This is a genomic window from Nitrospira sp. Kam-Ns4a (assembly GCF_965152595.1).
The window spans coordinates 1,452,115-1,476,095 of the sequence record NZ_OZ224218.1 but is presented as its reverse complement, the minus strand read 5'-3'; the positions used below and the strand labels follow the sequence as shown (position 1 = coordinate 1,476,095).

At 68.9% G+C, this 23,981-nt stretch carries 24 protein-coding genes and 2 pseudogenes; 15 read left to right on the top strand and 11 right to left on the bottom strand.

Annotated features, from left to right (window positions below; genetic code table 11):
* Nucleotides 1–2: 2 nt before the first annotated feature.
* The 6 genes from priA to ACWHYQ_RS07385 all read right to left on the bottom strand — a co-directional run bounded on the left by priA (nucleotide 3) and on the right by ACWHYQ_RS07385 (nucleotide 6,359).
* On the bottom strand, nucleotides 3–2,276 hold the full coding sequence (priA, locus tag ACWHYQ_RS07410; protein ID WP_447975054.1) for a replication restart helicase PriA: 2,274 nt from the start codon (nucleotides 2,274–2,276) through the stop codon (nucleotides 3–5).
* 49 nt (nucleotides 2,277–2,325) lie between these two features.
* Complete coding sequence (mnmA, locus tag ACWHYQ_RS07405; protein ID WP_447975053.1) at nucleotides 2,326–3,402, bottom strand: tRNA 2-thiouridine(34) synthase MnmA; 1,077 nt, start codon at nucleotides 3,400–3,402, stop codon at nucleotides 2,326–2,328.
* A complete protein-coding gene (locus ACWHYQ_RS07400) occupies nucleotides 3,399–3,851 on the bottom strand; it encodes a bactofilin family protein (RefSeq protein WP_447975052.1) in 453 nt (150 codons plus the stop codon). The genes mnmA and ACWHYQ_RS07400 overlap by 4 nt, the downstream gene beginning before the upstream one ends.
* 81 nt (nucleotides 3,852–3,932) lie before the next feature.
* Nucleotides 3,933–4,481: a bactofilin family protein gene (locus ACWHYQ_RS07395; protein WP_447975051.1), complete on the bottom strand. Its 549-nt coding sequence runs from the start codon at nucleotides 4,479–4,481 to the stop codon at nucleotides 3,933–3,935.
* Nucleotides 4,482–4,658: 177 nt separating this feature from the next.
* Nucleotides 4,659–4,880 (bottom strand): hypothetical protein, encoded by a 222-nt coding sequence (locus ACWHYQ_RS07390; protein WP_447975050.1) that lies wholly within the window; start codon nucleotides 4,878–4,880, stop codon nucleotides 4,659–4,661.
* Between the two features lie 78 nt (nucleotides 4,881–4,958).
* Nucleotides 4,959–6,359 carry a flavin monoamine oxidase family protein gene (locus ACWHYQ_RS07385; protein WP_447975049.1) on the bottom strand — a complete coding sequence of 467 codons (1,401 nt, stop codon included), beginning with the start codon at nucleotides 6,357–6,359 and terminating at the stop codon, nucleotides 4,959–4,961.
* A gap of 97 nt (nucleotides 6,360–6,456) precedes the next feature.
* Between ACWHYQ_RS07385 and ACWHYQ_RS07380 the strand changes: the two genes are divergently transcribed.
* The 7 genes and pseudogenes from ACWHYQ_RS07380 to ACWHYQ_RS07350 all read left to right on the top strand — a co-directional run bounded on the left by ACWHYQ_RS07380 (nucleotide 6,457) and on the right by ACWHYQ_RS07350 (nucleotide 12,550).
* Complete coding sequence (locus ACWHYQ_RS07380; protein ID WP_447975048.1) at nucleotides 6,457–6,972, top strand: arsenate-mycothiol transferase ArsC; 516 nt, start codon at nucleotides 6,457–6,459, stop codon at nucleotides 6,970–6,972.
* Between the two features lie 48 nt (nucleotides 6,973–7,020).
* Complete coding sequence (locus ACWHYQ_RS07375) at nucleotides 7,021–7,260, top strand: hypothetical protein (RefSeq protein WP_447975047.1); 240 nt, start codon at nucleotides 7,021–7,023, stop codon at nucleotides 7,258–7,260.
* 179 nt (nucleotides 7,261–7,439) lie between these two features.
* Nucleotides 7,440–9,515 carry an ATP-binding protein gene (locus ACWHYQ_RS07370; RefSeq protein ID WP_447975046.1) on the top strand — a complete coding sequence of 692 codons (2,076 nt, stop codon included), beginning with the start codon at nucleotides 7,440–7,442 and terminating at the stop codon, nucleotides 9,513–9,515.
* 52 nt (nucleotides 9,516–9,567) lie between these two features.
* A pseudogene (locus ACWHYQ_RS07365) lies at nucleotides 9,568–9,801 on the top strand (NCS2 family permease); the annotation flags it as partial.
* Nucleotides 9,802–10,045: 244 nt separating this feature from the next.
* Nucleotides 10,046–10,792, top strand: a complete 747-nt coding sequence (pxpB, locus tag ACWHYQ_RS07360) for a 5-oxoprolinase subunit PxpB (protein ID WP_447975045.1) — start codon at nucleotides 10,046–10,048, stop codon at nucleotides 10,790–10,792.
* A complete protein-coding gene (locus ACWHYQ_RS07355) occupies nucleotides 10,782–11,546 on the top strand; it encodes a LamB/YcsF family protein (protein WP_447975044.1) in 765 nt (254 codons plus the stop codon). Before pxpB ends, ACWHYQ_RS07355 begins: the two co-directional genes overlap by 11 nt.
* A gap of 2 nt (nucleotides 11,547–11,548) precedes the next feature.
* Nucleotides 11,549–12,550 carry a 5-oxoprolinase subunit C family protein gene (locus ACWHYQ_RS07350; protein WP_447975043.1) on the top strand — a complete coding sequence of 334 codons (1,002 nt, stop codon included), beginning with the start codon at nucleotides 11,549–11,551 and terminating at the stop codon, nucleotides 12,548–12,550.
* Here the strand turns inward: ACWHYQ_RS07350 and ACWHYQ_RS07345 are convergent.
* Complete coding sequence (locus ACWHYQ_RS07345; RefSeq protein ID WP_447975042.1) at nucleotides 12,525–12,875, bottom strand: hypothetical protein; 351 nt, start codon at nucleotides 12,873–12,875, stop codon at nucleotides 12,525–12,527. The two genes, ACWHYQ_RS07350 and ACWHYQ_RS07345, sit on opposite strands and share 26 nt — an antisense overlap.
* A gap of 337 nt (nucleotides 12,876–13,212) precedes the next feature.
* Here ACWHYQ_RS07345 and ACWHYQ_RS07340 point away from each other — a divergent pair, with 337 nt between their 5' ends.
* The 5 genes and pseudogenes from ACWHYQ_RS07340 to ACWHYQ_RS07320 all read left to right on the top strand — a co-directional run bounded on the left by ACWHYQ_RS07340 (nucleotide 13,213) and on the right by ACWHYQ_RS07320 (nucleotide 17,205).
* Nucleotides 13,213–14,682, top strand: a complete 1,470-nt coding sequence (locus ACWHYQ_RS07340; RefSeq protein WP_447975041.1) for an amidohydrolase family protein — start codon at nucleotides 13,213–13,215, stop codon at nucleotides 14,680–14,682.
* 31 nt (nucleotides 14,683–14,713) lie between these two features.
* Nucleotides 14,714–14,883: pseudogene (locus ACWHYQ_RS07335) on the top strand (site-specific DNA-methyltransferase); the annotation flags it as partial.
* A 36-nt stretch (nucleotides 14,884–14,919) separates the two neighbouring features.
* Nucleotides 14,920–15,603: a TIGR00266 family protein gene (locus ACWHYQ_RS07330; protein ID WP_447975040.1), complete on the top strand. Its 684-nt coding sequence runs from the start codon at nucleotides 14,920–14,922 to the stop codon at nucleotides 15,601–15,603.
* A 3-nt stretch (nucleotides 15,604–15,606) separates the two neighbouring features.
* The gene (locus ACWHYQ_RS07325) at nucleotides 15,607–16,710 is read left to right on the top strand and encodes a M48 family metallopeptidase (protein ID WP_447975039.1); all 1,104 of its coding nucleotides are present in this window, start codon (nucleotides 15,607–15,609) and stop codon (nucleotides 16,708–16,710) included.
* A 9-nt stretch (nucleotides 16,711–16,719) separates the two neighbouring features.
* Entirely contained in the window at nucleotides 16,720–17,205 is a 486-nt protein-coding gene (locus tag ACWHYQ_RS07320) for a metallophosphoesterase family protein (RefSeq protein WP_447975038.1), read from the top strand.
* Between the two features lie 38 nt (nucleotides 17,206–17,243).
* Here ACWHYQ_RS07320 and ACWHYQ_RS07315 read toward each other — a convergent pair whose 3' ends face one another.
* The 4 genes from ACWHYQ_RS07315 to ACWHYQ_RS07300 all read right to left on the bottom strand — a co-directional run bounded on the left by ACWHYQ_RS07315 (nucleotide 17,244) and on the right by ACWHYQ_RS07300 (nucleotide 20,134).
* Nucleotides 17,244–17,783: a Uma2 family endonuclease gene (locus ACWHYQ_RS07315; protein WP_447975037.1), complete on the bottom strand. Its 540-nt coding sequence runs from the start codon at nucleotides 17,781–17,783 to the stop codon at nucleotides 17,244–17,246.
* A 237-nt stretch (nucleotides 17,784–18,020) separates the two neighbouring features.
* Nucleotides 18,021–18,386: a hypothetical protein gene (locus ACWHYQ_RS07310; RefSeq protein ID WP_447975036.1), complete on the bottom strand. Its 366-nt coding sequence runs from the start codon at nucleotides 18,384–18,386 to the stop codon at nucleotides 18,021–18,023.
* A gap of 63 nt (nucleotides 18,387–18,449) precedes the next feature.
* Nucleotides 18,450–18,815, bottom strand: coding sequence for a hypothetical protein (locus ACWHYQ_RS07305; RefSeq protein WP_447975035.1), 366 nt, complete (start codon nucleotides 18,813–18,815; stop codon nucleotides 18,450–18,452).
* Nucleotides 18,816–18,868: 53 nt separating this feature from the next.
* Nucleotides 18,869–20,134 carry a caspase family protein gene (locus tag ACWHYQ_RS07300; protein WP_447975034.1) on the bottom strand — a complete coding sequence of 422 codons (1,266 nt, stop codon included), beginning with the start codon at nucleotides 20,132–20,134 and terminating at the stop codon, nucleotides 18,869–18,871.
* A 209-nt stretch (nucleotides 20,135–20,343) separates the two neighbouring features.
* On the opposite strand from ACWHYQ_RS07300, the gene ACWHYQ_RS07295 reads away from it, so the two are divergent.
* From ACWHYQ_RS07295 to ACWHYQ_RS07285, 3 genes are all read left to right on the top strand, one after another.
* Nucleotides 20,344–21,198, top strand: a complete 855-nt coding sequence (locus ACWHYQ_RS07295) for a DUF4384 domain-containing protein (RefSeq protein ID WP_447975033.1) — start codon at nucleotides 20,344–20,346, stop codon at nucleotides 21,196–21,198.
* Nucleotides 21,199–21,434: 236 nt separating this feature from the next.
* Nucleotides 21,435–21,953 (top strand): DUF3015 family protein, encoded by a 519-nt coding sequence (locus tag ACWHYQ_RS07290; protein WP_447975032.1) that lies wholly within the window; start codon nucleotides 21,435–21,437, stop codon nucleotides 21,951–21,953.
* Between the two features lie 133 nt (nucleotides 21,954–22,086).
* Nucleotides 22,087–23,970 (top strand): Lnb N-terminal periplasmic domain-containing protein, encoded by a 1,884-nt coding sequence (locus tag ACWHYQ_RS07285; RefSeq protein WP_447975031.1) that lies wholly within the window; start codon nucleotides 22,087–22,089, stop codon nucleotides 23,968–23,970.
* The last annotated feature ends 11 nt before the right edge of the window (nucleotides 23,971–23,981 follow it).

The window sequence follows — 23,981 nt, the reverse complement described above, 5'->3', positions numbered from 1 at the left end:
CGCTACCCCATCTCCACCGGATCCACGTCTACGTCCAACCGCACCGAGCGCGAGACGGTGCGCCGCATCGGCTCGAGCGTCGCCGCGACGGCCTGGTGCACCGCGTCGCGGTCTTCCGATCTGACCAGGATGTGCCAGCGATGGCGTCCCCGGACCACGGCTACGGGCGCGGGCACCGGGCCCAGCGCCTCGATCCGGCGCGGGCCCTGGTTCGCCAGGAACGCGACCCAGCGGCGCGCGGCTTCCTGAGCCTGCGCCTGGTCAGGTCCGGTGACGCGGAGGGCGATCAGACGGGTGAAGGGCGGATAGCCCAGCGCCCGGCGCGCGGCCAGCTCGGGCTCGACAAACCGGCTGGGGTCGTCGGCCAGCAGCGCGGCGACCGCCGGCTGGGTCGGCAGATAGGTCTGGAGGACCAGCCGGCCGCCCAGGGCGGCCGGCCGCGCGAGGGCCACGGCGTCGAGCAGGGTGTGGTAGAGCCGCTCGGCGGCCCGGAAATCCGGGAGGTGGAGGCCAGAGTCGGCGTGCGGAAGTCCGACGAACCCGACACGCGGCAGCGGCGGCCCCTGGAACAACATTCGAGTGCCGATCAGGATGTCCACGGCTCCCGAAGCCAGGTGGTGGCGGATGGTCTCTGCCTGGGTGGGCGTTCGCACGCTGGCCCGATCGAGCCTCGCGATGCGGGCGTCGGGAAACGTGCGGCGCAGCTCGGCCTCCAGGCGCTCGGTTCCGAGCCCGATGGGCTCCAGGCGCGGGGCGAGACAGTCCGGACAGGTGTCCGGGACCGGGAGGGTCGCCCCGCAATAGTGGCAGGCGAGCCGGCCTGCGGTGCGATAGAACGTCAGGGTCACGCTGCACCGGCGGCAGCGCGGCGCCGCGCCGCAGGCCCGGCAGAGGAGCGCGGGCGCAAACCCCTTGCGATTGAGGAACAGGATCGCGCCGGTCTTCGCGTCCAGGGCCGTCCGAAGGCCGTCGAGCAGGGGCTCCGAGAGCAGGGTCCCCGAAGGGAGCCGGCGGAGATCCACGAGGTGGATCGCTGGCCGCGCGGCTGGGCCTGCAGCCGGCAGGGCCGCGGTGGCGGAGGCCGGGAGGGTCTGGCTGGTCTCCAGCAGGGGATGGGCCGAGCTGATGATGAGGGCCGCGCCCTCCCGCTGGGTGCGTAGCCGGGCGACCTCTCGCGCGTGATAGCGCGGCTCCTGCTCTTCCTTGAGCGATAGATCGTCCTCGTCGTCCACCCAGATCAGTCCGAGGCGCGGCAAGGGCGCGAAGACGGCCGACCGGGTGCCGATCACGAGGCTGGCGGCGCCGTCCCGGATGCGCCACCACGTTTGAGCACGGAGCGCGTCGGAGAGCCCGCCGTGGAACAGGACGACGCGGTCGGGCCAGCGGGCAGCGGCTTGGGCCGCGATGGCTGCCGCAGCCGCCTGCTCAGGCGCGATGACGAGCGCGTGCCGGCCGTGGCTGAGCGCAGCCTGCGCCGCATCGAAGAGCGTGGCCCAGCGGTCGGGCGCAGCCCCTTGGAGGAGGAAGACAGCGGGGCGGCGCTCGGCGAGGGCCGCGAGCAAGGCGGGCCACCAGGCCACTCCAACCGAGGTCGTGGCGGGTGAAGGGGGCTGGCGCCGCCCCGGGCCGCCGGTCGTGGGGGGAATCCGTGCCGCGTCGGCCTCGGAGAGGACCTCGATGAGCCCCCGGCGCGTCACGGCGGTGAGCGTGCGGGCGAGGGAACCGGGTAGCGCATGTCGCAAGGCCTCCCGGTCGAGCGGCTGCGGCGCGGCCGCGAGTGTGGCCAGGAGGGTTTTGGCGCTGGTCGAGAGGCGGATGCCGCGGTCGAGGGCCAGGCGCCCCTGACTGGTGAGGCGGTAGCGATCGAGCATGGGTCGGGCGGCGGACCTCGGCAGCAGGACCCGGAGACATTGCCCCCAGGGGGCCAAATATTCCATGGCGACGTCGCGGGTCAGCGCCAGGAGCGGTCCGGGCAGGGCCGGCTCGGCCGGCGAGCGGTCGAGGAGCGCGTGGATCTCCCGCAACGGCCTGGGACGCGGAGTCTGGACCGGCGGGTCGAGCGCGACGACCACGCCGGCGATCGTGGCCGGTCCAAAGGGGACCAGCACGAGGCTGCCGACGACGAGGCGTGCACGGAGCCCCGCGGGCACCGCGTAGGTGAAGGGGCCGGGGACTCGTCGCGGCACGAGCACGTCAGCGACCGCGGGCCGCTCGGGCGCGCGGCGGGACGACGGGGACCGCGGCTGGGGTTCGTAGCGGTCGGCGCGGTTCGGCATGCAGGCGCGAGGCTGTCCTGCCGGCGCTCGCCGGGACCGGCGAGCGGCGTTACTGGATGATCCCGCCGCCGAGGACGCGGTCGCCCTCGTAGAAGACGGCTGACTGCCCGGGGCTGAGCGCGCGCTGCGGCTGATCGAAGCGCACGGTAATCGTCCCGTCGGCTACGTTGGGAACCAGGGTGGCGGGCGCGGCCGGGCTGGCGTAGCGGATCTTTACGTGCGCGCGCGCGGGCTGCGCGGCGAGCGCCGGGTCGAGCAGGTTGAGGTCCGCCACCTGGCAGTCGGTCCGGTAGAGATGTTCCTCGGGGCCCAGGACGACCGTCGCGCTCTCCGGAATTACCCGCTGGACGTAGAGGCGCTGGCCGGCAGCGACGCCGAGGCCGCGCCGCTGGCCGGGCGTGAAGAACGCGATGCCGGGGTGCTGTCCCAGGATGCGGCCCTCCTGATCCACAAACGGTCCCGGTCTCCTGGCCTGCGGCGCCTCCCGCTCGATGAAGACGCGGTAGTCCCCCTGCGACACGAAACAGATCTCCTGGCTCTCCTTCAGCTCGTCGGCGGGCAGGCCCAGCGCCTCGGCGCGCTCCCAAACCTCCGCCTTGAGCAGCTCGCCGACCGGGAAGCGCAGCCGGGCCAGCCACCCGGGGGCGAGCCGGTACAGGAAATAGGTCTGGTCCTTGCGCGTGTCCCGTGCGCAGCGGAGGGTCGGTGGGTCGCCCGGCACCACACGGGCATAGTGGCCCGTGGCGACGAAGTCAAGGCCGCGCTCCTCGGCCAACTGGGCGAGGGCGCGGATCTTGACCCGCTCGTTGCACCGGACACAGGGATTGGGCGTGAGCCCCGCCTGGTAGCCGGCCAGAAAGTCGTCAATGACCGCCGTGCGGAAGGCGGCGCGCGCGTCCACCACCTCGTGCGGAATGGCCAGGCGCTGCGCCACGTACCGGGCCAGGCCGACCTTGCAGCACCCGCGCTCCTGCCAGCGCTTCGAGGGGGCGGTGTCGGGATCCTCGTGCTCCCAGACCTGGAGGGTGACGCCCTGAACCCGGTATCCCTGCTCGACGAGCAGCATGGCGGCGACGGAGCTGTCCACGCCGCCGCTCATGCCAAGAAGGACCGTGGGTCGTGTCATGGCTGGAAGTCTTGCGCTCGGACCTTGCCTCGGTGGGCGGAGAGGTTGTGGACGTTCTCGAGCTCCTGACGCGCCTCTTCCTCCCACTTGTCGGCCCCCATGTCGCAGGCGCCGTGGAAATGCGCGCCGTCCTCGATGGAGATCGAGGGGGTGCGGACGTCGCCGACCAGCACCGCCGGCTTGAGGAGCTGGACCTTCTCCAGCGCCGTGACGTTCCCGCGGATCTTCCCGCCGGTGATCAGCGTTCCAGCGGTGATGATTCCCTTGATCACGGCATGCTCCCCGACGATGAGCGTCCCCTTGGTGTGAATCTCCCCTTCGAGGCGGCCGTCAATCCGGACGGTGCCGTCGAAGTTGACAACGCCCTTGAAGTCCACCCCCCGTCCCAGGAAGGTGAAGTTCTCTTCGTGCTCGAGGTTGAGCTTCTTCTTGCCGTTAAACTCCCACATGGAACCCTCCCTCGGCTGAGGTCGGACGAGCGGGGTTCGCGGCCGGCGCCTGACTGAGCCGCGCGGCCCAGCCCCTTCCCTCTAGCCGTCGAAGCGGGGATCGCGAACCGCTCCTGCGGGACCCTGGCCCCCGGCGACGCGCTTCATCCCGCCCGCGCCGGGCGTCACCGGGCGAATGACCGGATCGCGCGGCAATTCGTGGACGTCGGCCCGCGCCATCTCGCAGCTTCCGTTGAACAAGACCCCCTCTTCCATGGAGAGCACCGGGGTCTTCACCGAGCCGTTCAGGACCGCCGGGGCGAGCAGCTTGACCTTCTCCTTGGCCATGATGTCCCCGGTGATCTTCCCCTTGCTCACCACCGTCCCCGCGCTCACCTTGGCGGTGATCACGGCTTCCTCCCCGACCAGGAGGATCCCCTCGGTGTGGATCTCTCCATCGAGGAACCCGTCAATGCGCACGGTGCCGTTATAGGTAATGGTGCCTTTGAATTCCACGCCCTTGCCAACGAAGGCGATGACGTCCTGGTCGCCCTCTGGGCCCCCGTTCGCCGGGGTCGGGGCCGGCTCCGGGCTGCCGTTCTCCGGAGAGTCCGCCGGGCCCTTCACGTCCATCTTGTCTTTCTTCCACATAGGAACCTCCTCTGCTGAGGCAAGAAACCTGAGAAGGGGTGGACCCCGCCCCCCCTTCGCCCCGACCGGCCGCGCGACCAGGCCTCGGGACTCCCCCGGAAGCTCCCAGAATACGGAGTTCCCCGACGGAAGGCAAGCAAATCCTGGAAAGCGGGGAAACGGCTTGTGGAGCGACCGCTACCCCAGCCGCCTGCGGATTTCCGCCGGATACTCGGGAAAGTAGCGCTCGATGACTGGGAGCGCGAACCGGCGCAGGATAGATTCTTGGGGCTCGCGTTCGAGCAGGAACTCGAAAGACGCCCGGATCAGGGGCTCGGCGGACGTGCCGCCGCCGTAGCGAGCCACGTCGGCGCTCGTGGCGGTGACCTCGTGGCACGTGCGGCTCGCGCCCTCGGTCACTTCGACGCGGAACGTCTCCTGGCCGGTGCGGGTGACGGTGATGGTCGCCAGAGGGCACCTCGTCCGCTCGGCCGATGGTCAGTCGCCCAAGCCCGGAGCGGCGGGTCCGCCGCGCGCGCCGCCGCGGCCTGGCCGCCAGGTCAGCGCGCCGACCTCCGCCGCGGCCCGGAGCCCGCTCTCGATGGCGCCGTTCATATAGCCCTGCCACCGGAAGCTGGTGTGCTCGCCCGCGAACAGCACCCGGCCGTGGGCTCGGGCGAGCCAGGCCCGCAGCGCGGGGTCGTAGCCCGGATCGAAATAGGCGTAGCCGCCCTGCGCCCAGGGATCATCCTCCCAGGAGATGACCCGGGAAGCTAGGACCGGCACGCCGCGCGAGCCCAGCCAGTCCAGATGTGCGGTGAGCGCGGCGACGCCGCCCTCGGCCAGGAGCCGCTTGGTCTCGGCGCTGGCGGATCCGCCGGCGAACAGCGCGAGGAGGCCCGCGCGTCCCCGCTGCTCCTCGTTCGCGTCCCACACCGCTCCAATCGGGAGGTCGCTGCCGAAGGCCCGCGGCCGGCCGCGGACGCGCCAGAACCGTCTAGGGAACTGCAGGAGGGTCTTCGTGGCGGGCCCGTACCGAAGCCGGGTGAGGGCTTCGAGTTGGCGTGGCGGGAGAGGCGGGTCGAAGGCCAAGCCGCGCACCGTCGTGGCCGGCAACGCAACGATCAGGTAGTCGGCGGCCAACTGGGCCTCGCTCCCATCCCCGGCGCGGACGGTCACGCAGACCGCCCCCGCTGCCTGCCTGACGGCTCGCACCGTCGTTCGTACCCGCACGGGCTCGTCGAGCTTCGCCGCCAGGGCGGCGGCGAGCCGGTCGTTGCCGCCGGCGATCCGGTACAGCCGGCCGCACCCCGGCGGCTCGTCGGCGAGGTGATCCACCAACGCCAACAACGCCAGCTCCTCGGGGTCGGCCAGGAAGAAGCCGCGCAGGCCCCGGACGATCGCGCACGTCTCCTCGTCCGCGTGCGTGTGAGCAAGCCAGTCCACGACCGACCACCGCGCGAGCGCCCGCGCGATCTCGCTGTCCCACCGCTGCTCGGCCAACAGATAGGCGCGGACGAGCGGTTCGAGCCTCACCCGAAGCCTCTCCCAGAAGCCGCCGCCCGGCGACAGGAGCTTCGGGGGGCACCCGGCTGGTCCCTGCCGGACGAAACCGAAGCCGCGGGGCAGGATGGGGGCCAGCTCGAGCCCCAGCTTCGCCGTCAGAGCTCGGATGGCGTCCTGGTTGTCTTCGATGAGGTCGCCGCCGGCTTCCCCGTGCTGCCCCTCCAGGAACCCCTCGCGCAGCGTCCAGACGCGGCCGCCGACGCGGTCCCGCGCCTCCAACACCGTGACCCGCGCGCCCTGGTCCTGGAGGGCCAGGGCGGCGGCAAGCCCCGCGAGCCCCGCCCCCGCCACGATCACCTTTCTGCTCCGGAGTCCTCCCGCTTCGACCAGCATGGCCGTCCCTGGGCTGCGGCGTCTCATAGGGTAGGATAGGGCAGCGACGGCGGGCCGGCAAGGCGGCAGGTCGCCGGAGGCGTCCGGCTGTGCTAGCATGGATCGCAAACGGGTCGGTCCGGTGCCATCCATCCTGTTCATCTGCACGGGCAACGTCTTCCGGAGCGTGGTCGCGGAATATGCGCTCAAAGCCCTGGTCGGGCCGGCAGACGGCTATGTGGTCGGCTCGGCGGGCACCGAGGCGCAGCCGCAACCGGTGCACCCCTTGATTCTGGACCGGCTGCGGGCGCTGGGGGCCGACCCGGTCGGCCACGCCCCGCGACGGCTCACGCGGGAGCTGCTCGACGCCGCGGACCTCGCGGTGGCGATGGGGCACGACCACCGGGAGTTCGTCCGACGGCACTTCGGCCGGGACGCACCCTTGTTCAACCAGGTCTGCTATCAGCGGGAGGAGCCGGTGCTCGACGTGCACGAGGCGGTCCCGCACTGGCAGCGCGACCTTGCGGCCTCGCAGGCCTACGCGCTCTCCGTGATTGACTATATCTGGAGCGCCATGCCGGATTTTCTGGCGGCGGTGTCAAGGCGGCCTACAGGCGATCGTCGCCCGCGGTGACGGATCGGCCGGCGGCGCCGGCGCCGCCTTGTCAAAGGAGGGCCCACCATGCGCAACCTCATCGTCGGATTCCTGCTGGGGCTGCTGGTCGGCGGCAGCGTCTGGGCGGCAGGCTCCCTGGCGCCCGCCCCGTCCGGACAGGGCGCGCGGCCGGACCGTCAGTGGGAGCAGGACCGCGGCGCCAGCCTCCGGGACGCGATGCAGCGGTATGGGCTGGAACGGTCGTTCCAGCAGGAGAAGCAGGAGCTCACCAACGAGATCGAACGCCTGCATCGCCGCCCGTGCTGAGCGCCGCGTCTGCCCTGCCGGCCGGCTGCGCTCGATGCAGGTGCTCGACGGACGCGTCTGCCCGGTCTTAGATACAAGTCCGTACTTGTAGATTTTGTCGTGAAAAGACTAGGATGAGGGCCGTTTGGGACCGGGCGGTCTACCGCGATCGCGCACCGTCCCGCACAGAAGGACCTGCCGTGACGGATGAGCCGGTCCTCCGACAGTTGTCCGCCCTGACGACGCTCGTTCGCAGCGACACGCTGCAGTCCGCTGACTTCGGAGTCACCGCCCGACACCTGACCGAGGCGGCCGCCCGCACGCTCGGCGTCGCGCGCGTCAGCCTCTGGCGCTACGACGAGTCCCGCACGAAGATCCGCTGCTTGGACCTCTACGAGGCCGGCCCCGGCCGCCACTCAGCGGGCGTCGAGTGGCTGGTGGCCGACTCGCCCCGCTATTTCATGGCGCTCGCCGCGAGCGACGTCATCGCGGCCGATGACGCGCGGGAGGACGCCCGGACGTCCGAGCTGTCCGCCGGATACCTGGCGCGGCTGGGCGTCACTTCCCTGATGGATGTCCCGATCTACGTGGCCGGCCGGGTGGAGGGGGTCCTCTGTCACCAGCACGTGGGGCCGCCCCGGCGCTGGACGCCGGAGGACCAGCTCTTCGCGGTGGCCCTTGCCAACGTGGCGTCGCTCGCGCTGGGCCAGTGGCTCCACCGGGAGGCGGAGGCGCGGCTGAAGGAGTCCCAGCGCCGCTACCAGGAACTGGTGGACTCGCTCGACGGGATCGTCTGGGAGGCGGACGCCGAGACCTTTCGGTTCACGTTCGTGAGCCCGCAGGCGGAGCGTCTCCTCGGGTATCCCCCCGCGCGCTTTCTCGCGGACCTGACGTGGCGGGATGTGATCCATCCGGACGACTACGACCAGGTCATCTCGTTCTGCACGAAGGCGGTCCGGGAACGGCGCAATCACGAGCTGGAGTACCGGATGCTCACCGCCGACGGCCGGGTCGTCTGGGTGCGGGACCTCGCCACGGTGATCGTGGAGCGGGGGCGCCCCGTCAAGCTCTGCGGGGTGCTGCTCATGATCAATGAGCGGAAAGAGCTGGAAGCGCAGCTCCTGCAGGCGCAGAAGATGGAGGCGGTGGGCAAGCTGGCCGGCGGGGTGGCGCACGACTTCAACAACCTGCTGACCATCATCAACGGCTACAGCCACCTCCTGCTCAGCCGTCTGGCCGTGAACGATCCGCTGCGCCCGGATGTCGAGGAGATCAAGCAGGCCGGGGACCGCGCGGCCGCCCTGACCCAGCAACTGCTGGCCTTCAGCCGCCGCCAGGTCCTGATCCCGTCGGTCCTCGACCTGAATGCCGTGGTGAGCGGCATGAGCTCGATGGTCCAGCGGCTGCTGGGCGAGGACATTGACCTCAGCACGGCGCTCGCGCCGGCCCTCGGCCACGTCCGGGCGGACCGGAGCCAGCTCGAGCAGGTCATCATGAACCTGGCGGTGAACGCGCGGGATGCGATGCCCCAGGGCGGGAAGCTGACGATCGAGACCGCGAACGTCGACATCGACGACTCCTTCCGGCACGGGCAGGTGGTCGCGCCGGGCCGGTACGTGCTGCTGGCGGTGAGCGACACCGGGCAGGGCATGGACGAGGAGACGAAGGCCCGGGTCTTCGAGCCGTTCTTCACCACGAAAGGGCTCGGCAAAGGGACGGGGCTGGGGCTCTCCACCGTCTACGGCATCGTCCGGCAGAGCGGCGGCTACATCTTCGTATACAGCGAGCCCGGCAAGGGCAGCACGTTCAAGATCTACCTCCCGCGGGTGGACGAGGCCGTTGAGCCCGAGCCGGCGGCGCTGGCCGATCCCGGCCTGCCCCGCGGCAACGAGACGATCCTGCTGGTCGAGGACGAGCCCGGCGTGAGGATGCTGGTGCGGGACACGCTGGAGCTCCAGGGGTACACGGTGCTGGAGGCGCGCCATGGGATCGAGGCACTGGTGCTCAGCTCGCGCCATCCGGGGCCGGTCCACCTGCTGCTGACCGACGTGGTCATGCCCCAGATGAGCGGGCGCGAGGTGGCCGCCCAGCTTCTCGCGGCCCGCCCCGACGTCAAGGTGCTGTACATGTCCGGCTACGCCGAGAACTCGGTCGTGCATCACGGCATCCTGGATCCCGGCACGGCGTTCCTCCAGAAACCCTTTACCCCGGACGTGCTGGTGCGCCGGGTGCGCGAGGTGCTGGACGGGGCGGGGCCCCGGGGCGAGGCGCGGTGACGAAGGCTCTGGGCGATGCGGGGGGGCGTGGCTCCGACATCCGGGCGAGGCGCTGGAGCGGCACTTCCAGCTCAAGGCGAACGGCACCACGATCCGGACCGAGGTGGTCGCCAGCGCCACGACCTTCCTGACGCTCTGTTACATCCTCTTGGTCCAGCCAACCGTGCTCGCCACGACCGGGATGGATTTCAGCGCGGTGCTCGCGGCCACCTGCCTGGCCAGCGCGTTCGCCACGCTCCTCATGGGGCTCTATGCGAACTACCCGATCGCGCTCGCGCCGGCCCTGATCGTGGTCGGCAGCCTGATGCTGCGGGGCGTCGCGCGGGTGCCCTGGACCGATCCGACCGAGGCGATCTCGGCGTTCCTCACGATCATCCTGATGCCGTTCTCGCTCAGCATCACCGACGGCATCACCTTCGGGCTCGTCTCCTACTCGCGGCTGAAGCTCGCGACCGGGCAGCCCCAGCAGGCCCACTGGCTCATCCACCTGTTCGCCGGCCTGCTGGCCCTGCGCTATGTCGTCGCGTGACATGAACCACCGACCACCGACCACGGACCAGCTCCGATATCCCCGGCTCCGCTGGGCCGGCGACGCGGCGGTCACCGTGGAGTTCGGGGACCGGATCGCGCCGGCGATCAACGACCGGGTCTTGCGGTTCGCGCGGGCGGTGGAGACGGCGCGGTGGCCCGGCGTCCAGGAGGTCGTGCCGGCCTACCGGTCCGCGACCGTGTACGTGGATCCACTGGTCGTCCGCGGAGGCGCCCTGCTGAAGCGGCTGCGCGCGCTCGCCGCCCGGCCACCCCGCGGCCCGCGCCTCGGGCGCCGGCGGATCGAGATCCCCGTGCTGTATGGAGGCGAGGCCGGGCCCGATCTCGCCGCGCTCGCCGCGGCCGCCGGGCTGACGCCGGCTGAGGCCGCGGCCTTGCACAGCTCGGTTGAGTATCGGGTCTACATGTTGGGGTTCATGCCGGGATTTCCCTACCTCGGTCGCGTGCCCGCGAAGCTCGCGGCCCCGCGGCTGGCCGAGCCGCGGGCGTGCGTGCCGGCGGGGTCGGTAGGCATCGCCGGCGAGCAGACCGGCATCTATCCGCTGGAGAGCCCCGGCGGCTGGCGCCTGATCGGGCGGACGCCCCTGCGACTGTACGATCCGGCGCGGACCCCGTCCTTCCTGCTGGCGCCCGGCGACCGGGTGCGGTTCGTGCCCATCGACCGCGCGGCGTATGGCCGCCTCGCTGCGCTCCTCGCCCCTAGCCGTGGGGTCTCCCATGCGGGTTGATCTCAACTGCGACGTCGGCGAATCCGACGAGCCCGGGCGCGTGGCGATCGAGGCGCGCGTGCTGGAGTCCGTCACCTCGGTGAGCCTCGCCTGCGGCGTGCACGCGGGGACCCCGGCGCTCATGCGACGGCTGATCCGCGCGGCCCGGGCCCGCGGCGTGGCGGTCGGTGCGCATCCAGGCCTGCCCGACCCGGAAGGCCTCGGCCGCCGCGAGCTGCCCGTGACGCCCGAGGACATCGAGCAACTCGTCGCCGCGCAGGTTCGCGCGCTGGCCGCGGTCGCAGCGGAGGAAGGCGTCGCGCTGGCCCACGTCAAGCCCCACGGCGCGCTCTATACCATGGCGGCGCGGGACGGCGCGCTCGCCGCGGCGATCGTCCGCGGGGTGGCGGCCGTGGACGTCCGGCTCGCGCTCTTCGGGCTCGCGGGCTCGGCGCTGATTGACGCGGCGCGGAGGCAAGGGATGCGGGCGGTGGCGGAGGCCTTTGCGGACCGGGCCTACCGGGCGGACGGCACGCTCGTGCCGCGCGGTCGAGACGGGGCGCTCCTTCATGAGGAAGAGGCCGTGGTCGAGCGTGTCCTGCGGCTGGTCCGCGAGGGTGTGCTGCCGAGCGTGGACGGCCCGGAGGTCCGCTTGCGCGCCGAGACGATCTGCGTGCATGGCGACACGCCCGGGGCCGACCGGCTGGCGGCGCGCCTCCGGGAGGCGCTGGAGCAGGCCGGCGTGCGGCTCCTCAGCCCAGGATGCGAACCGTAGGCATGAGACGGAAGACGCGCGACGAGCCCGGTCGCGCGCGGGTCCGTATCCTGAAGCCCGGCCTGTTCACAACGGTGCAGGACCTGGGACGACCCGGCTACCAGCGGTTCGGGATGCCGATCGGCGGGGCCATGGATCCGCTCGCACTCCGGCTCGCGAACCGGCTGGTCGGCAACCCGGACGGGGCGGCGGCGCTGGAAATCACCATGTCGGGGCCGGTGCTGGAGTTTGCCGCCGGGGCGGTCTTCGCCGTGACCGGTGCCGACCTCTCGCCGACGCTCGACGGCCAGCCCGTGCCGCTCTGGACCGCCGTGGCGGCCCGCGCTGGCTCGCGGCTCGCGTTCGGCGCGCGGCGTGCCGGCGCCCGCGCCTATCTCGGCGTCGCGGGCGGGCTCGATGTCCCGATCGTACTGGGTAGCCGCTCGACGCACCCACGGAGCGGAACCGGCGGCCTGGCGGGCCGGGCTCTCCGGGCGGGTGACGACCTCCGCAGCGGACCGCCGGGCGCCGACGCCGCGCGTCTGGCCGGCCGCACGGTGCCGCCGGCCGTGCGGCCGCGGTATACCGCCGCGCCGACCCTCCGGGTCGTCTTGGGACCCCAGGCGGACGGATTTCCGCCGGAAACGATCGAGACGCTGAGGGGGTCCCGGTACGTCCTGTCGCCGCAGTGTGACCGGATGGGCTACCGGCTCCTCGGTCCCGCGCTTGCCCACGTGGGGCCTGCCGAAATCATCTCGGAGGCGACTCCGATGGGGGCGCTGCAGGTGCCGGCCAACGGCCAACCCATCCTGCTCATGGCCGACCGGCAGACGACCGGCGGCTATCCCGTGATCGCGGTCGTGATCTCGGCGGATCTTCCGCTCGCGGCCCAGCTTGCGCCGGGCGACACGGTCGCCTTCACGGCCGTGAGCGTCCCAGAGGCCCAGACGCTCCTGCGCGAGCAGCGCGCGCGGCTGGACGCCGCCGTGCCCCCCGAGGTTATTTCATCCGGGTCGCTTCCTTGACCGGCGGCTCGATCTTGATCTGTGGCCCCTGCACCTTCGGGAGGATGCCGGCGCCCGGCTTCTCGAGGATCCGCCGGTCATCGGGATTCGTCAATTGCTGCGTCACGTGAACGTCCTCGGCCGCCGCCGCTTCCAAGGCGGCCTTCTCCCCAGTCGCGTTGGTTTGGCCCGGATCGTTGGCTAATGGCTGGCCGGTGACCGGGCTCACGGCGTTGCTCATCGGATAGCCCGGGTGCTTGGGCAGCATCGCCGGATTGGCGAGCGCAAGCGAGGCGAGGAACACGACAGCGATGGAGAGGCTGATCGCGACAATAGAGGTCTTCATGGCCGTCACTCCTTTCATGAAGCAAAAAAGCCTTCCCAGGCCGTAGCAGACCCGAGAAGGCCACCCAGGAGGTGCCCCGTTGTCTGGAGCCCGATCTGCCACCGTCGACTGCCCGGGGACATGGCGGGTCCTCCCTCTGTCACGACGCCGCTTACCATGCGCCCACCGGCTCGGCCTTGTCAACTCGTACCAATACCGTAGGTGGAGCCCCGGTATCGTCGGGCCGCGCCACCGGGCCGGCTTCAATCGGGGGCGGCGGCCGCCCAGGGCCTGGCTTGACATTGCCGGTCCCGTTTCCCGAAGATCAGCCGAGCTGGTCCTGCGGAGGAGCCCCGCCATGAGCATGCGTCGTCCAAGCCCGATTCAACCGGGCACGATCTTTGCCGGACCGATCCCCACCCGGCCCGTCTCCAACGGCGAGTTCGTGCCGACGCGGCAAACGGCTGCACAGGCCACGGTCGAGTGGCTGACCGAGCGGCTGGCGGGCGAGGCGGGCCGGCGGCTGGGCGTCAGCCGCCGCGAGTTCCTCAAGACGACCGGCGGGATGGCGGCGGCCCTGCTGGCGATGAACACCGTGTTCGGGCGGTTCTTCGATGTCCTGGACGTGGAGCTGGTGGAGGCGGCGGCCTTCGCCGAGCGGCAGGGGCCGCCCGTCTTTATCTTCGACGTGCAGACGCACTACGTCAGCGCCGGCTACGACCCCCAGAACACCGAGGCGGGCCGCCCGGGGGCCGTGACGAAGGAGGGCCTGCTGGCGCTCCGTCGCCGCGCGCGCGAAGCGGGGATGACCCCGACGCTCAAGGCCGACCGCGGGACCCTGGCGGACCTCTCCTGGGAGACCTTTATCCGGGAGGTGTTTCTGGAGAGCGAGACCGCGATCGGGTTGATCAGCACGCCGCCGGGGCCCTACCCCCAGGAGGCGGTCGTCCCGCCTAAGGAGATGGCCCACATCCGCGACGAGATCAACCGCGTGGCGGGCTCGCAGCGCATGCTGGCGCACGGCCTGGCGACGCCCCAACTCGGGCGGGCCGATCTGGAGTTCATGGAGCTGCAGGCAGGGACGCTCAAGGTGGACGCCTGGAAGTGCTACACGGGCTCGCCGCCCAAGGGGTTCGCGCACGGCTGGTGGATGGACGATGAGCGGATCGCCTACCCGATGTTGGAGCAGGCGCGGGCGCTCAAGGTGCCGCGGATCTGCGTGCATAAGGGACTCCCCCTGGGGCCGGTGCCGGAGTACAACCATCCGCGCGACCTGATCCAGGCGGCCAAGGATTTCCCGGACATTCAGTTTCTGGTCTATCACTCAGGCTTCCGCGGCCTGGCCGGGCTCGAGGCGGAGTTCGCGCGCACGGGCGACATTCCCTGGACCAGCGAGTTCTGCCGGATGAAGCGGGCGAAGCCGGGCCTCACCAACATCTACATGGAGCTGGGCTCGACCTTCGCGCAACTGGTGACGGCCTCGCCCCTCCTGTGCGCGCATCTTCTGGGGGAGGTCCTCGTGGCCTTCGGCGCAGATCACGTGCTGTGGGGGACCGACTCGATCTGGTACGGGACCCCGCAGTGGCAGATCGAGGCCTTCCGGCGGTTCCAGATCCCGGACGAGTTGATCGCGCGCAAGGGCTACCCGCCGCTGACCCGCGAGGTAAAGGAACGGATTTTCGGGCTGAACGCGGCTCGGCTGTTCGGGGTGGACGTCCACGCGAAGCGGAACGAGCTGCCGAAGGACGTGCTGGGCCGGATCCGGATGGCGTATCGCGAGGAAGGGCCGGCGCCGACCCATCGGGTGTACGGGTGGGTGGTCGAATAACATGGGGATCGGGTTGGCGGTGAGCCGGCGGACGAACGGCCAGCTCGGTCTCGTCAAGGACTACGAGGAGTTTCTGAGGGAGCTGGATCGGGTCCGGAAGCTGGGCTATGACCTGCTCGTGCCCGGCGGCCGGCTGATCTGCGTGGTCGGGGACGTGTGCCTGTCGCGACGAGGAACGACGGACGACACACGGTGGTCCCGTAGGTTCATGAATCGAGCAGAAGGAGCCAGAACGGCATGAAGAGCGAAATCTTGTATCCCGGGGCCTTTCCGATGGTGCGGGTGGACCTGGCGGCGGGGGAAAGCGTGAAAGCCGAGTCCGGGGCGATGGTCGCCTGCTCCCCCACGATTGACGTGGAGAGCAAACTGGAGGGCGGCCTGCTCGGGGCACTTTCGCGCAAGATGCTGTCGGGCGAAAAGTTCTTCTTCCAGACCCTCCGCGCGACTCGTGGGGCGGGCGAGGCGCTGCTCGCCCCGACCGTGCCGGGCGACATCGTGCTCCTGGAGCTGGACGGCGTCACGGACTATTTGGTCCAGAAGGACGGCTTCCTGGCGGGGGCTGAGGGAGTCACGATCGAAAGCCGAATGCAGAGCCTCGCCCGTGGCCTGCTGGGTGGCGAGGGGTTCTTCATCCTGAAGATCGGCGGAAGCGGGACGCTGATCCTCAACAGCTTCGGCGCGGTCCATCGGGTGGACCTGAAGCCGGATGAGGAATACATCGTGGACAACAGCCACTTGGTCGCCTGGACCGCGACCACGTCCTACGCGATCGAGAAGGCCGCGGCCGGGTGGATCGCGAGCTTCACGTCCGGGGAGGGATTCGTCTGTCGCTTCCGCGGCCCCGGCGTCGTCTATATCCAGAGCCGCAATCCCAGCGGGTTCGGGGCGTGGATCCGGCAGTTCATCCCGGTCTCCGAATAGGCGATGAGCGCCCCGCCCAACGCCCTCTGCTTCGGCCCCGACCTGCCGGCGACCGGCGTGGCCTGCCGCGTCAGCGTCTCTTCCAGGGGGCTGGCTCTCGATCTGCCCGGCGCGCCGCTCCATGCCATCCCCTTTGACGGGCTCGCGATCGAGGCCGGCGGCTTCGATCACGATCACCTCGTCGTGAAGTGGACGACGGACGGGCCTGCCCGCACTCTCTACATCAAGGACCCGGCGGTGATCGCAGCTCTGCGCGGCGCCGCTCCGCCGGAGGTGACGGCCCGGCTCGAGCACACAGCGGCGCAGGTGCGCCGCGCCCGGACCAGGCGCCGGACCGTCCTCATCGTGTCGCTGGCCGCGGTCCTCGGCGCCGTCCTGGGCCTGTGGCTGAGCTTCGACGCCTGGGTCCGGCTGGCCGTGGCCCGCGTGCCCGTCGAATGGGAACGGCCGATCGGCGAGGCGGCGCAGCAAGAGTTCCTCGCCGGGCAGACCGTGATCCGGGAGGGACCCTCGGTCGCGGCCGTGCGGGAGATCCTGCACCGGCTGACCGAGGCGATCCCGGACAACCCCTATACCTTCCAGGTGACGATCGTCCGGAGCGAGACCGTCAACGCGTTCGCGCTGCCCGGCGGCTACGTCGTCGTCTTCACCGGATTGCTCAAGCGGGCCGAGAGCCCGGAGGAGGTGGCGGGGGTGCTGAGCCACGAGCTGAGCCATGTGCTCTTTCGGCACGGGCTGGAGCGGATCGTCAAGACGCTCGGCCTCGTGGCCGTCGTGACGATCTTGACCGGGGATCAGGCCGGCCTCGTGGGGCTGGCGAAGCGGTTGGGCGTCGAGCTGCTGACGCTGAAGTTCGGACGGGAGCAGGAGGCGGAGGCGGATGTGGAGGGCCTACGCCTGCTGCACCGGGCGCGGATTCCGCCCGACGGGCTGATCCGGTTCTTCGAGCGGCTGTCGGAGCACGATCGGCTCCAGGTGGAGCTACTCTCGACGCACCCGATGAGCGCGGCGCGGGCCGAGCGTTTGAAGGCCGAGGCGGCGACGCTGCCTCGCCAGGCCGCGCGGCCCTTCGCCATGGATTGGGACGCTGCCAGAGCTGGGCTGTGAGGCGCGGCCATGCGCATCGGGGTCATCGCGGATACGCACGGGCTCTTCGATCGGGCCATCCTGCGGCACTTCACTGGCGTGGCCCATATCGTCCACGCCGGCGATATCGGGAAGCTGTCCGTGCTGCGAGAGCTGGAGCGGATCGCACCGGTCACGGCGGTCTCGGGCAACGTGGACGGGTACGAGGAGAGCGGCTGTGCCGACGAGACGATCATCGAGCTGGCCGGCCGCCGGGTCGCGATCCGGCACATCCTCTATGAAGGCGGGAAGCTGACCAAGGACGGGCGCGCCTTCCTGGAGCGCGAGCGGCCCGACCTCTGCGTGTTTGGCCACACGCACCAGCCGAAGATCGAATGGTTCGGCGCGACCCTGCTGTTCAACCCCGGCTCGGCCGGCCCGCGGCGGTTCCGGCTCCCGCGGGGGATCGGGCTCGTGACGATCGAAGGCGGAACGATGACACCGGTGCTGATTCCACTGGGCGCCCGGCCGGAATGAACTTGCCCATGATAGGGATAGTGGCCGAGCAGGCGGAATCAGAAAATCTTGGTCAGGGGGATGGTCAGCCCGGGAAGCAGCGGGGAGACGAGCACGTCCTGCCGAGCGTACAAGCCAGCCCGATGATACTGGCCCTCGCGCAGCGCGAGCACTTCAATCGTTTTCGCGTCCGTGTCCACCAGCCAGTATTCCGCAACCCCGGCGCGAGCATAGAGTTTCTGCTTAACTCCGCGATCCCGCTCCGCGGTCGCCGGGGAAAGGATTTCGATGACCAGCTCGGGAGCGCCTTGGATGTTCTTGTCCGTAATGATCGAACGCTGGGCTTCGGAGATGTAAAACAGGTCGGGCTGGACCACGTCGGTCTCGGAGAGCAGGAGGTCGCAGGGGGCATAGAAGACCTCTCCAAGGCCCCGATCCGATACAAATCCGTGGAGGCAGTATCCCAGGTTGCGGGATACCTGCTGATGGTAAGGCACGGGGGCCGGCACCATAAAAAGGTCTCCCTCGATGATCTCATACCGCCGGTCTTCCGGGAGCTGGAGATAGTCTTGGTAGGTGAAGCGAATAGCTGTGGGCATGGCAGTCGTCCTTCCTACTGTTGTCCATGCAGCTTAGAAGAGGGGCGCCAATCAGTCAAGCATTCGTGCCCGCCCGTTTAGTTCCCCCGCGAACAAGGCGCGCCGGCTCCGAGCTGCGCGAGAGCTAGCGATTGCCTAGAAGGGATGGCAGGCTGTCAGCGAAAAGGACCGGGGAGCCATCACGGTTGGTGGCTCCCCGGTAAGGCTCGGGAGACAGCCGTGGGACGAGCGCCCCGGCTAGCGTTTATAGGAGGCTGTCTGGGAGACAGTGCCTTCCATCACGATGCACTGCTGGCCCCAGATATAGGGGATGTTCCAGCTCTTCATGGTCAGGACGATGTCCACCATGACGTCGCCCTTCCCCTTTTCCAGGGCCTGGTCCATCGCACTCTTCCAGTTGGGTTGGCCCGTCGGAATCATCCCGAAGACCAGGTTGATGCAGTCTTCGCCTTCGTACCGATCGCCGGGCTTGAGGCCCGTCACGTCCACATTTTTCGTGCTCAAGACGGTGAAGTCGCCGAGCCGGGTCGTGCAGGCTGGCAAGAACAACAGCGTCATGCTGAGCGCGAGCCCGAGGAGCATGCGATCTGCTGACACGTTCATCTGGTCCCCCTTTTTCCTGGTCTGAGAGCCTGAGCGCTTGCCCGACGGCGGTTGCTCCGCGCCCTACATTTTCTTGCCGAATTCTCCTCTGGCCACCTTGCCTTCGACCTTGAAGCAGTGTTGGTTGAACAGGAGGGTAACGACGTTGCTTTCCCAGAGCACGACATCGGCGATCACGTCCCCCTTCGCGCGCTCCAGCGCCCGGTCCATGGCCGTCTTGAAGTTCGGCACCGTGGCGCCCCCGACCGGAATGAAGAGGATGCTGGTCGAGCAATCCTCGCCTGTCACCGCGTCGCCTTTCTGCGATAACTGGCTGATGTTCTTCGAGCTGCCCACCGTGAAGTCGCCGATCCGCATGGTGCAGCCGGCTAGCGCCATCGCCAGAACCAGGCCCGCGGCCCTGGATACCGTCCCGAGACTCCGTCCCATAACGTCCTCCTTCTGTTGCCCGTTGCCGATGCTGCCACTGCCTCCAAGCCTGGTTATTGCGCCGCCCGCGTGATCTGGATCTTGCCCTTCGGCCCCAGGGAATCAGGGGTGGGGAGGATCAACGGCGTCTGGTCGCGATTGAGTTTCTCCGAGGCGACCTTCGTGACCTGGTCCCTGACGAAGTCGTACAGCTCCTCGACCTGGATCGTGCCGTTCCCATCCGTATCGGCCTCGCCCCGGAGCCCCTTGAGCAGGAAATAGGTGAAGAGCCCGTGTCCTTGATCGTCATAGTCCGAGCTGATCTGTGTCCCGGAGGCGGCCGACAGGACCACGGCCTTCTTCACCGTGGCCCCCATGTCCATGACCAATCCCATCGGCCTGGCGCCTGAGGGGAGCACCGACCGCCCGGTGGCGCCCGAGAAACAGGAGTCGAGCATGACGACGACCTGCTTGGACGGCAGGCTGTCCAGCTTTTCGTAGAGCCGATCCAACGGATAGAGCTTGCTGGTGAAATCGGGATGGCCGTCATAGGGCACGAGAAAGGCCTTGCCGTTGGAGAGGTTGGGCATGCCGTGGCCGGCGTAGTAGACGAAGACCGTGGTGTCCGGCTTGACCTGGCGCGGCAGCCACTCTTCCACGTAAGCCGCCAGATCGCTGGACGTGGCCCCCTCGTCGAGCAGCACCTTCATCTTCGAGCGGCTGACGCCGGCGACGGATTCGAGGTACGCCGCCATGATCTCGGCGTCTCGCCGCGCGTACCGGACTTGCGGGATGGACTCATCCCGGTACTGGGAGATGCCGATCACCAAGGCCACCGCATCCCGTCCCTTGACTCCCGGTCGCGGCTTCGGGACATCGTCCACATCGCTGACTTTCATGGAGGCCGGGGGCACGGCCGGCTTGGCGCCGCCTTTCTTGGAAGCCGTGAGGGCTTCTTGCGTTCCGGGAAGAGGCGTCAGCGTGTAAAAGTAGACCGGATCCAAGCGGTAGGTCAGACGCGCGGAGTCCCAGGTGCGCGTCATGACCCGGGTGACCGGTTCGTATCCCTCCTTCTTGATTTCGACGGTGAACGTCTTTTGCGGGCCGGAGGGATCCCTGAAGCTGACGGGGGAGGTGCCGATTTCCTTCCCGTCAATGACGATCTTGGCTCCGGGAGGATCGGTCCTGACCGTGACCTGCACCGCCGGGTCGCCGTGGACGAGCGTCACCGGCGAGAACCCCTCCATGCAACCGGATGCTAACGGGGAAAGCAGAGTCAGAGCGAGGAGCCGGACGGACCGCCGGCTGAGGGGGAACCGACCGGTGGCAGGGGCGCTCATGGAGCCCTCCTCAACGGCTCCGGACGCCAGGGGGCTCCCGGTTGGTTGAGCTAATGACTTAGGGGTGGCGCTGTTATAGGATAGCGTTAGGGGTGGGATCGTAGGCGGAACCACGTTTTTTGTCAAGAAAAGAATGAGTTGGCGGTGACCCCGCTCGGTGGCCATTCGGTCTGTCGCGGGGATGCGTGACGAGGGGAGGGAGGGAGCCCATGCGAGTGAGGGGCAAGCGTGTCTGCGTCTGGCTGGTGGCAGGGTTCATCTTCATGGGCAGTCTAGCCGTTGCTGCCGGTTCCCCTCCGCAGGAGACCTGGGTGGAGGCCGAGGGGACGGTCGCCTGGGGGCAGCACGCGACGCTGGATGATGTCCAGCGCGACTCCCTGGACGCCGCGCGGCGCGCCGCCATCGAGCAGGCGGTCGGGACGTTCGTGCGGAGCTCCTCCGTCGTCCGCAATTTCCAGTTGGCGGACGACATCGTCCACTCCATTTCCCGCGGCGTCATCATGGAGGACAAGATCCTCAGCCGCGGTCCGGTGGCCCTGCAGGATGGCGAGGGGATGCTGTATCGGACTCGCATCAGGGCCAAGGTCCGAGAGATTGCGGCCGAGCACCGCGGGACGTTCGGCGTCACGGTGACCTTGAATCACGACGTGTTTCACGACGGCGACGAGGCCATGATCCGGATCAGGGCCACAGAGGATGCCTATCTGTATCTCTTCAACGTCACGCAGGACGAACACATCTGGGTGCTGGCGCCCAACCGGTACGAACCGGAGACCCGCTTGCGCGCGGGGATCGAGTACGTCTTCCCCTCGGAGGCGCTCACCAAGCAACGCGTCAAGCTGCGGACCTGGCTGCTCCCCGGCGCCAAGAGAACCGTGGAGAAGATCAAGGTGATCGCCACCCGGCAGCCCATCTCGCTGCTCAAGGGGCAGGTGTCGGAAGCGGTCTTCAAAGAGTACGAGCCGTCGCAGACCGCCCTGCTCCTGGACCTCAGGCGCGCCCTCGCCTTGCTGGATCCTGCCGATTGGGCCGAAGCGACGGTCGAGTACGAGGTGCGGAAGTAACCCTCAGCTCCCTAGACGACCCACCAGCCAGACTGATTGCCAGCCGCCCTCGAGCTGCCCACTTCTGCTTTGGGGGGTCATGCCCGACTTTCGGGGGGATTCCGCCATGCTACAGACGTGGTTGCTGACTTTTTTTCGCTTTGCCTGCGCTCTGGTATACTCGTTCACGCTCGGCGCTCCATGATGTACGCGGGCGCGAGGTTCCGGTCAACACATGCAAGAAGGAGGTGTCTTTCATGATCAGAAAACTTGCGGCCATCCACGCGGTCCTCTTGTTCGCCGGCCTTCAGGCGGTGACGGTTTGGGCGGGCACCGCGGACACTGGTCCTGGGTGCGGGCTTGGAAAGGAGGTCTGGAAGGATAGCAAGGACACCGACTCGGTCGGGCATCATCTCCTGATCTCCACGACGAATAACCCCATGATCCCCCTGCAAGCCGGCGGGATCACGACCGGGAGCTGGGGCTGCCAGAACAATCGCAAGGTGTGGACTGAGCACAAGGCGAACGTGTTTGCCTCCCTGAATTTCGAGAGCCTGGCGGCAGACATGGCGCGGGGCGGCGGGGAGCACCTCGCCTCCTTGGCGGACCTGCTGGGGGTGCCGGCGGAACGACGGCCAGCTTTCTTTGCGCTAGCCCAGGAGCGGTACGCGCACCTGACGGCCGCGGGCCAGACCTCCGCAGCGGCGATGATCAGGGCCTTGAACGAGGCCATGGCCGCCCATCCGGTTCTGGCCGAAGTCTCGGTGCAGCGCTAGCCAGCGGCGTGATTTGCCAGGCTCCCGGCCAGCCAGGGCTGGCCGGGAGCGCCCGCTTCTCTCGCGACGATCATCCGCTCCTGTGCTATCCTCGCCCGTGCTTCGTTGCAGCCTGGTCAAGCCATCAGGTCTCATGCTGGCATTCCTGCTCCTGGCGGCGGCTCCCGCGGCCGCCGGGGGGCCGAAGGAGTATCTGGAGGAATTGATCCGTCAGGCCGCTGAGAAGCGGCTTGCCGAGGAGCGCGACTGGCACATTCTGCTCCACTATCGCCCCAACTTGACCGGCGGCGTGACGAGCGAAGTGGACGATCCGGGGTTTTTCCTGGCCGCGACCGGCAAGACCGATCCGCGCGCCGAGCTGGAGGCCACGCTCGCGCGGTTCTTCTCGGCGGAGCCGGTGGGTCGCGTGCAGCAGCCGGCGCAATGTGCGTTCATTGCCCGGTACCACTGGCTGAAGGCCAAACTGTCCTTCGACGACCGCCGCTTGCCGCCTGCTGCGTGCGAGCGGTTTGAGGCGTGGCTGAGCGAGTTGAATCCGCAGGGCGTCAGCATGATCTTCCCGTCCGCGTACCTGAACAATCCTGCGTCGATGTTCGGCCACACGTTCCTGCGCATTGATCAGCAGGGGCAGACCGAGCAGACGCGACTCCTGGCCTACACAATCAACTTCGCCGCCGATGCGCCGGGCGACATGGGGCTGATCTACGCCGTGAACGGCATCTTTGGGAGATTTAAGGGCTTCTTTTCCACCCTTCCCTACTATGTGAAGGTACAGGAATATCGGGACATCGAGAACCGCGACATCTGGGAATACCGGCTGAACCTCACGGAGGATCAGCGCCGCCGCATGCTCATGCACGCCTGGGAGCTGGTCAATGTATATGTGGACTACTACTTTTTCAAGGAGAACTGCTCCTATCAGATCCTCTGGCTGCTGGAGTATGCCAATCCGGACTGGCATCTTGTGGACCAGTTCGCTTTCTGGACCATGCCGGCCGATACGATCCGGGTTCTGGTCCAGCAGCCTGGGCTGGTCAGCGAGGTGGTGTACCGGCCGGCGCGCAGCACGCAGATCCAGCGCAAGCGCGAGACGCTCTCCCCAGAGGAACGGCCCTGGCTGGGACGCCTCGTGAAGGAACCGGCCGCGGCGCGCTCCGAGGATTTCGCCCGGCTCCCGGTGGAGCGACAGGCCTTCCTGCTGGACCTGGCCTCCGATGTCCTGCGGTACCGGAGCGTCACGGACGAGTCCCGCGCCGCTATGTACAAGGCGCGGAACCGGGACGTCCTGCTCGCGCGCAGCGGGCTCCAGATCGCCTCGCCCGCGTTTTCGGTCAAACCGTTCACCGAGCCGCCCGAGCAGGGCCATAAGACCTCCCGGGCCGGTCTGGGGCTCGGCTGGCGGAACGGGGACTTGTTCCAGGACCTGAGCCTCAGGGTGGGCTATCATGACCTGCTGGACCCCGAGCCCGGCTACCCGCGCGACGCCCAGATCGAGGTGCTGGCCGCGAGCGTCCGCCACTATAGCCAGCGTAACCAGTATCGGCTGGAGAAACTGACGGTGGCGAACATCGTGTCCCTTTCCCCGATGGACCAGCTCTTCCAGGCTCCCTCCTGGAAGGTCAGCGGCGGCTGGGAAACGGTCACCCGGCCCACCTGCCGCTCCTGCGGGAACGCGAACGTCAACGGCGGGCTCGGCGCGGCGGCGGAGAGCCAGCTCTGGCGGCGGGAGGTCTATTTCGCCTTCGCGGAGGCGGATGCGAACTACAGCCACGCCTACCGGGACAATCACCGGATCGGCGGCGGCGGGACTGTGGGCATGCTGGCGACCCTGTCGGACCGGTGGAAGCTCCTGGTCTCTACGACCTACCTCCGGTATCCCCTCGGCGAGCGGTCGGACGACTTCCGCTGGTTCGTCGGGACCCGGTATACGCTGCAGCAGAACCTGGCCCTGCGCGTCGAATACCATCGGCGCTATGATGACTCGCAGGCGGTGATTTATCTTCAGGCCTTCTTTTGACGGAACTGTCG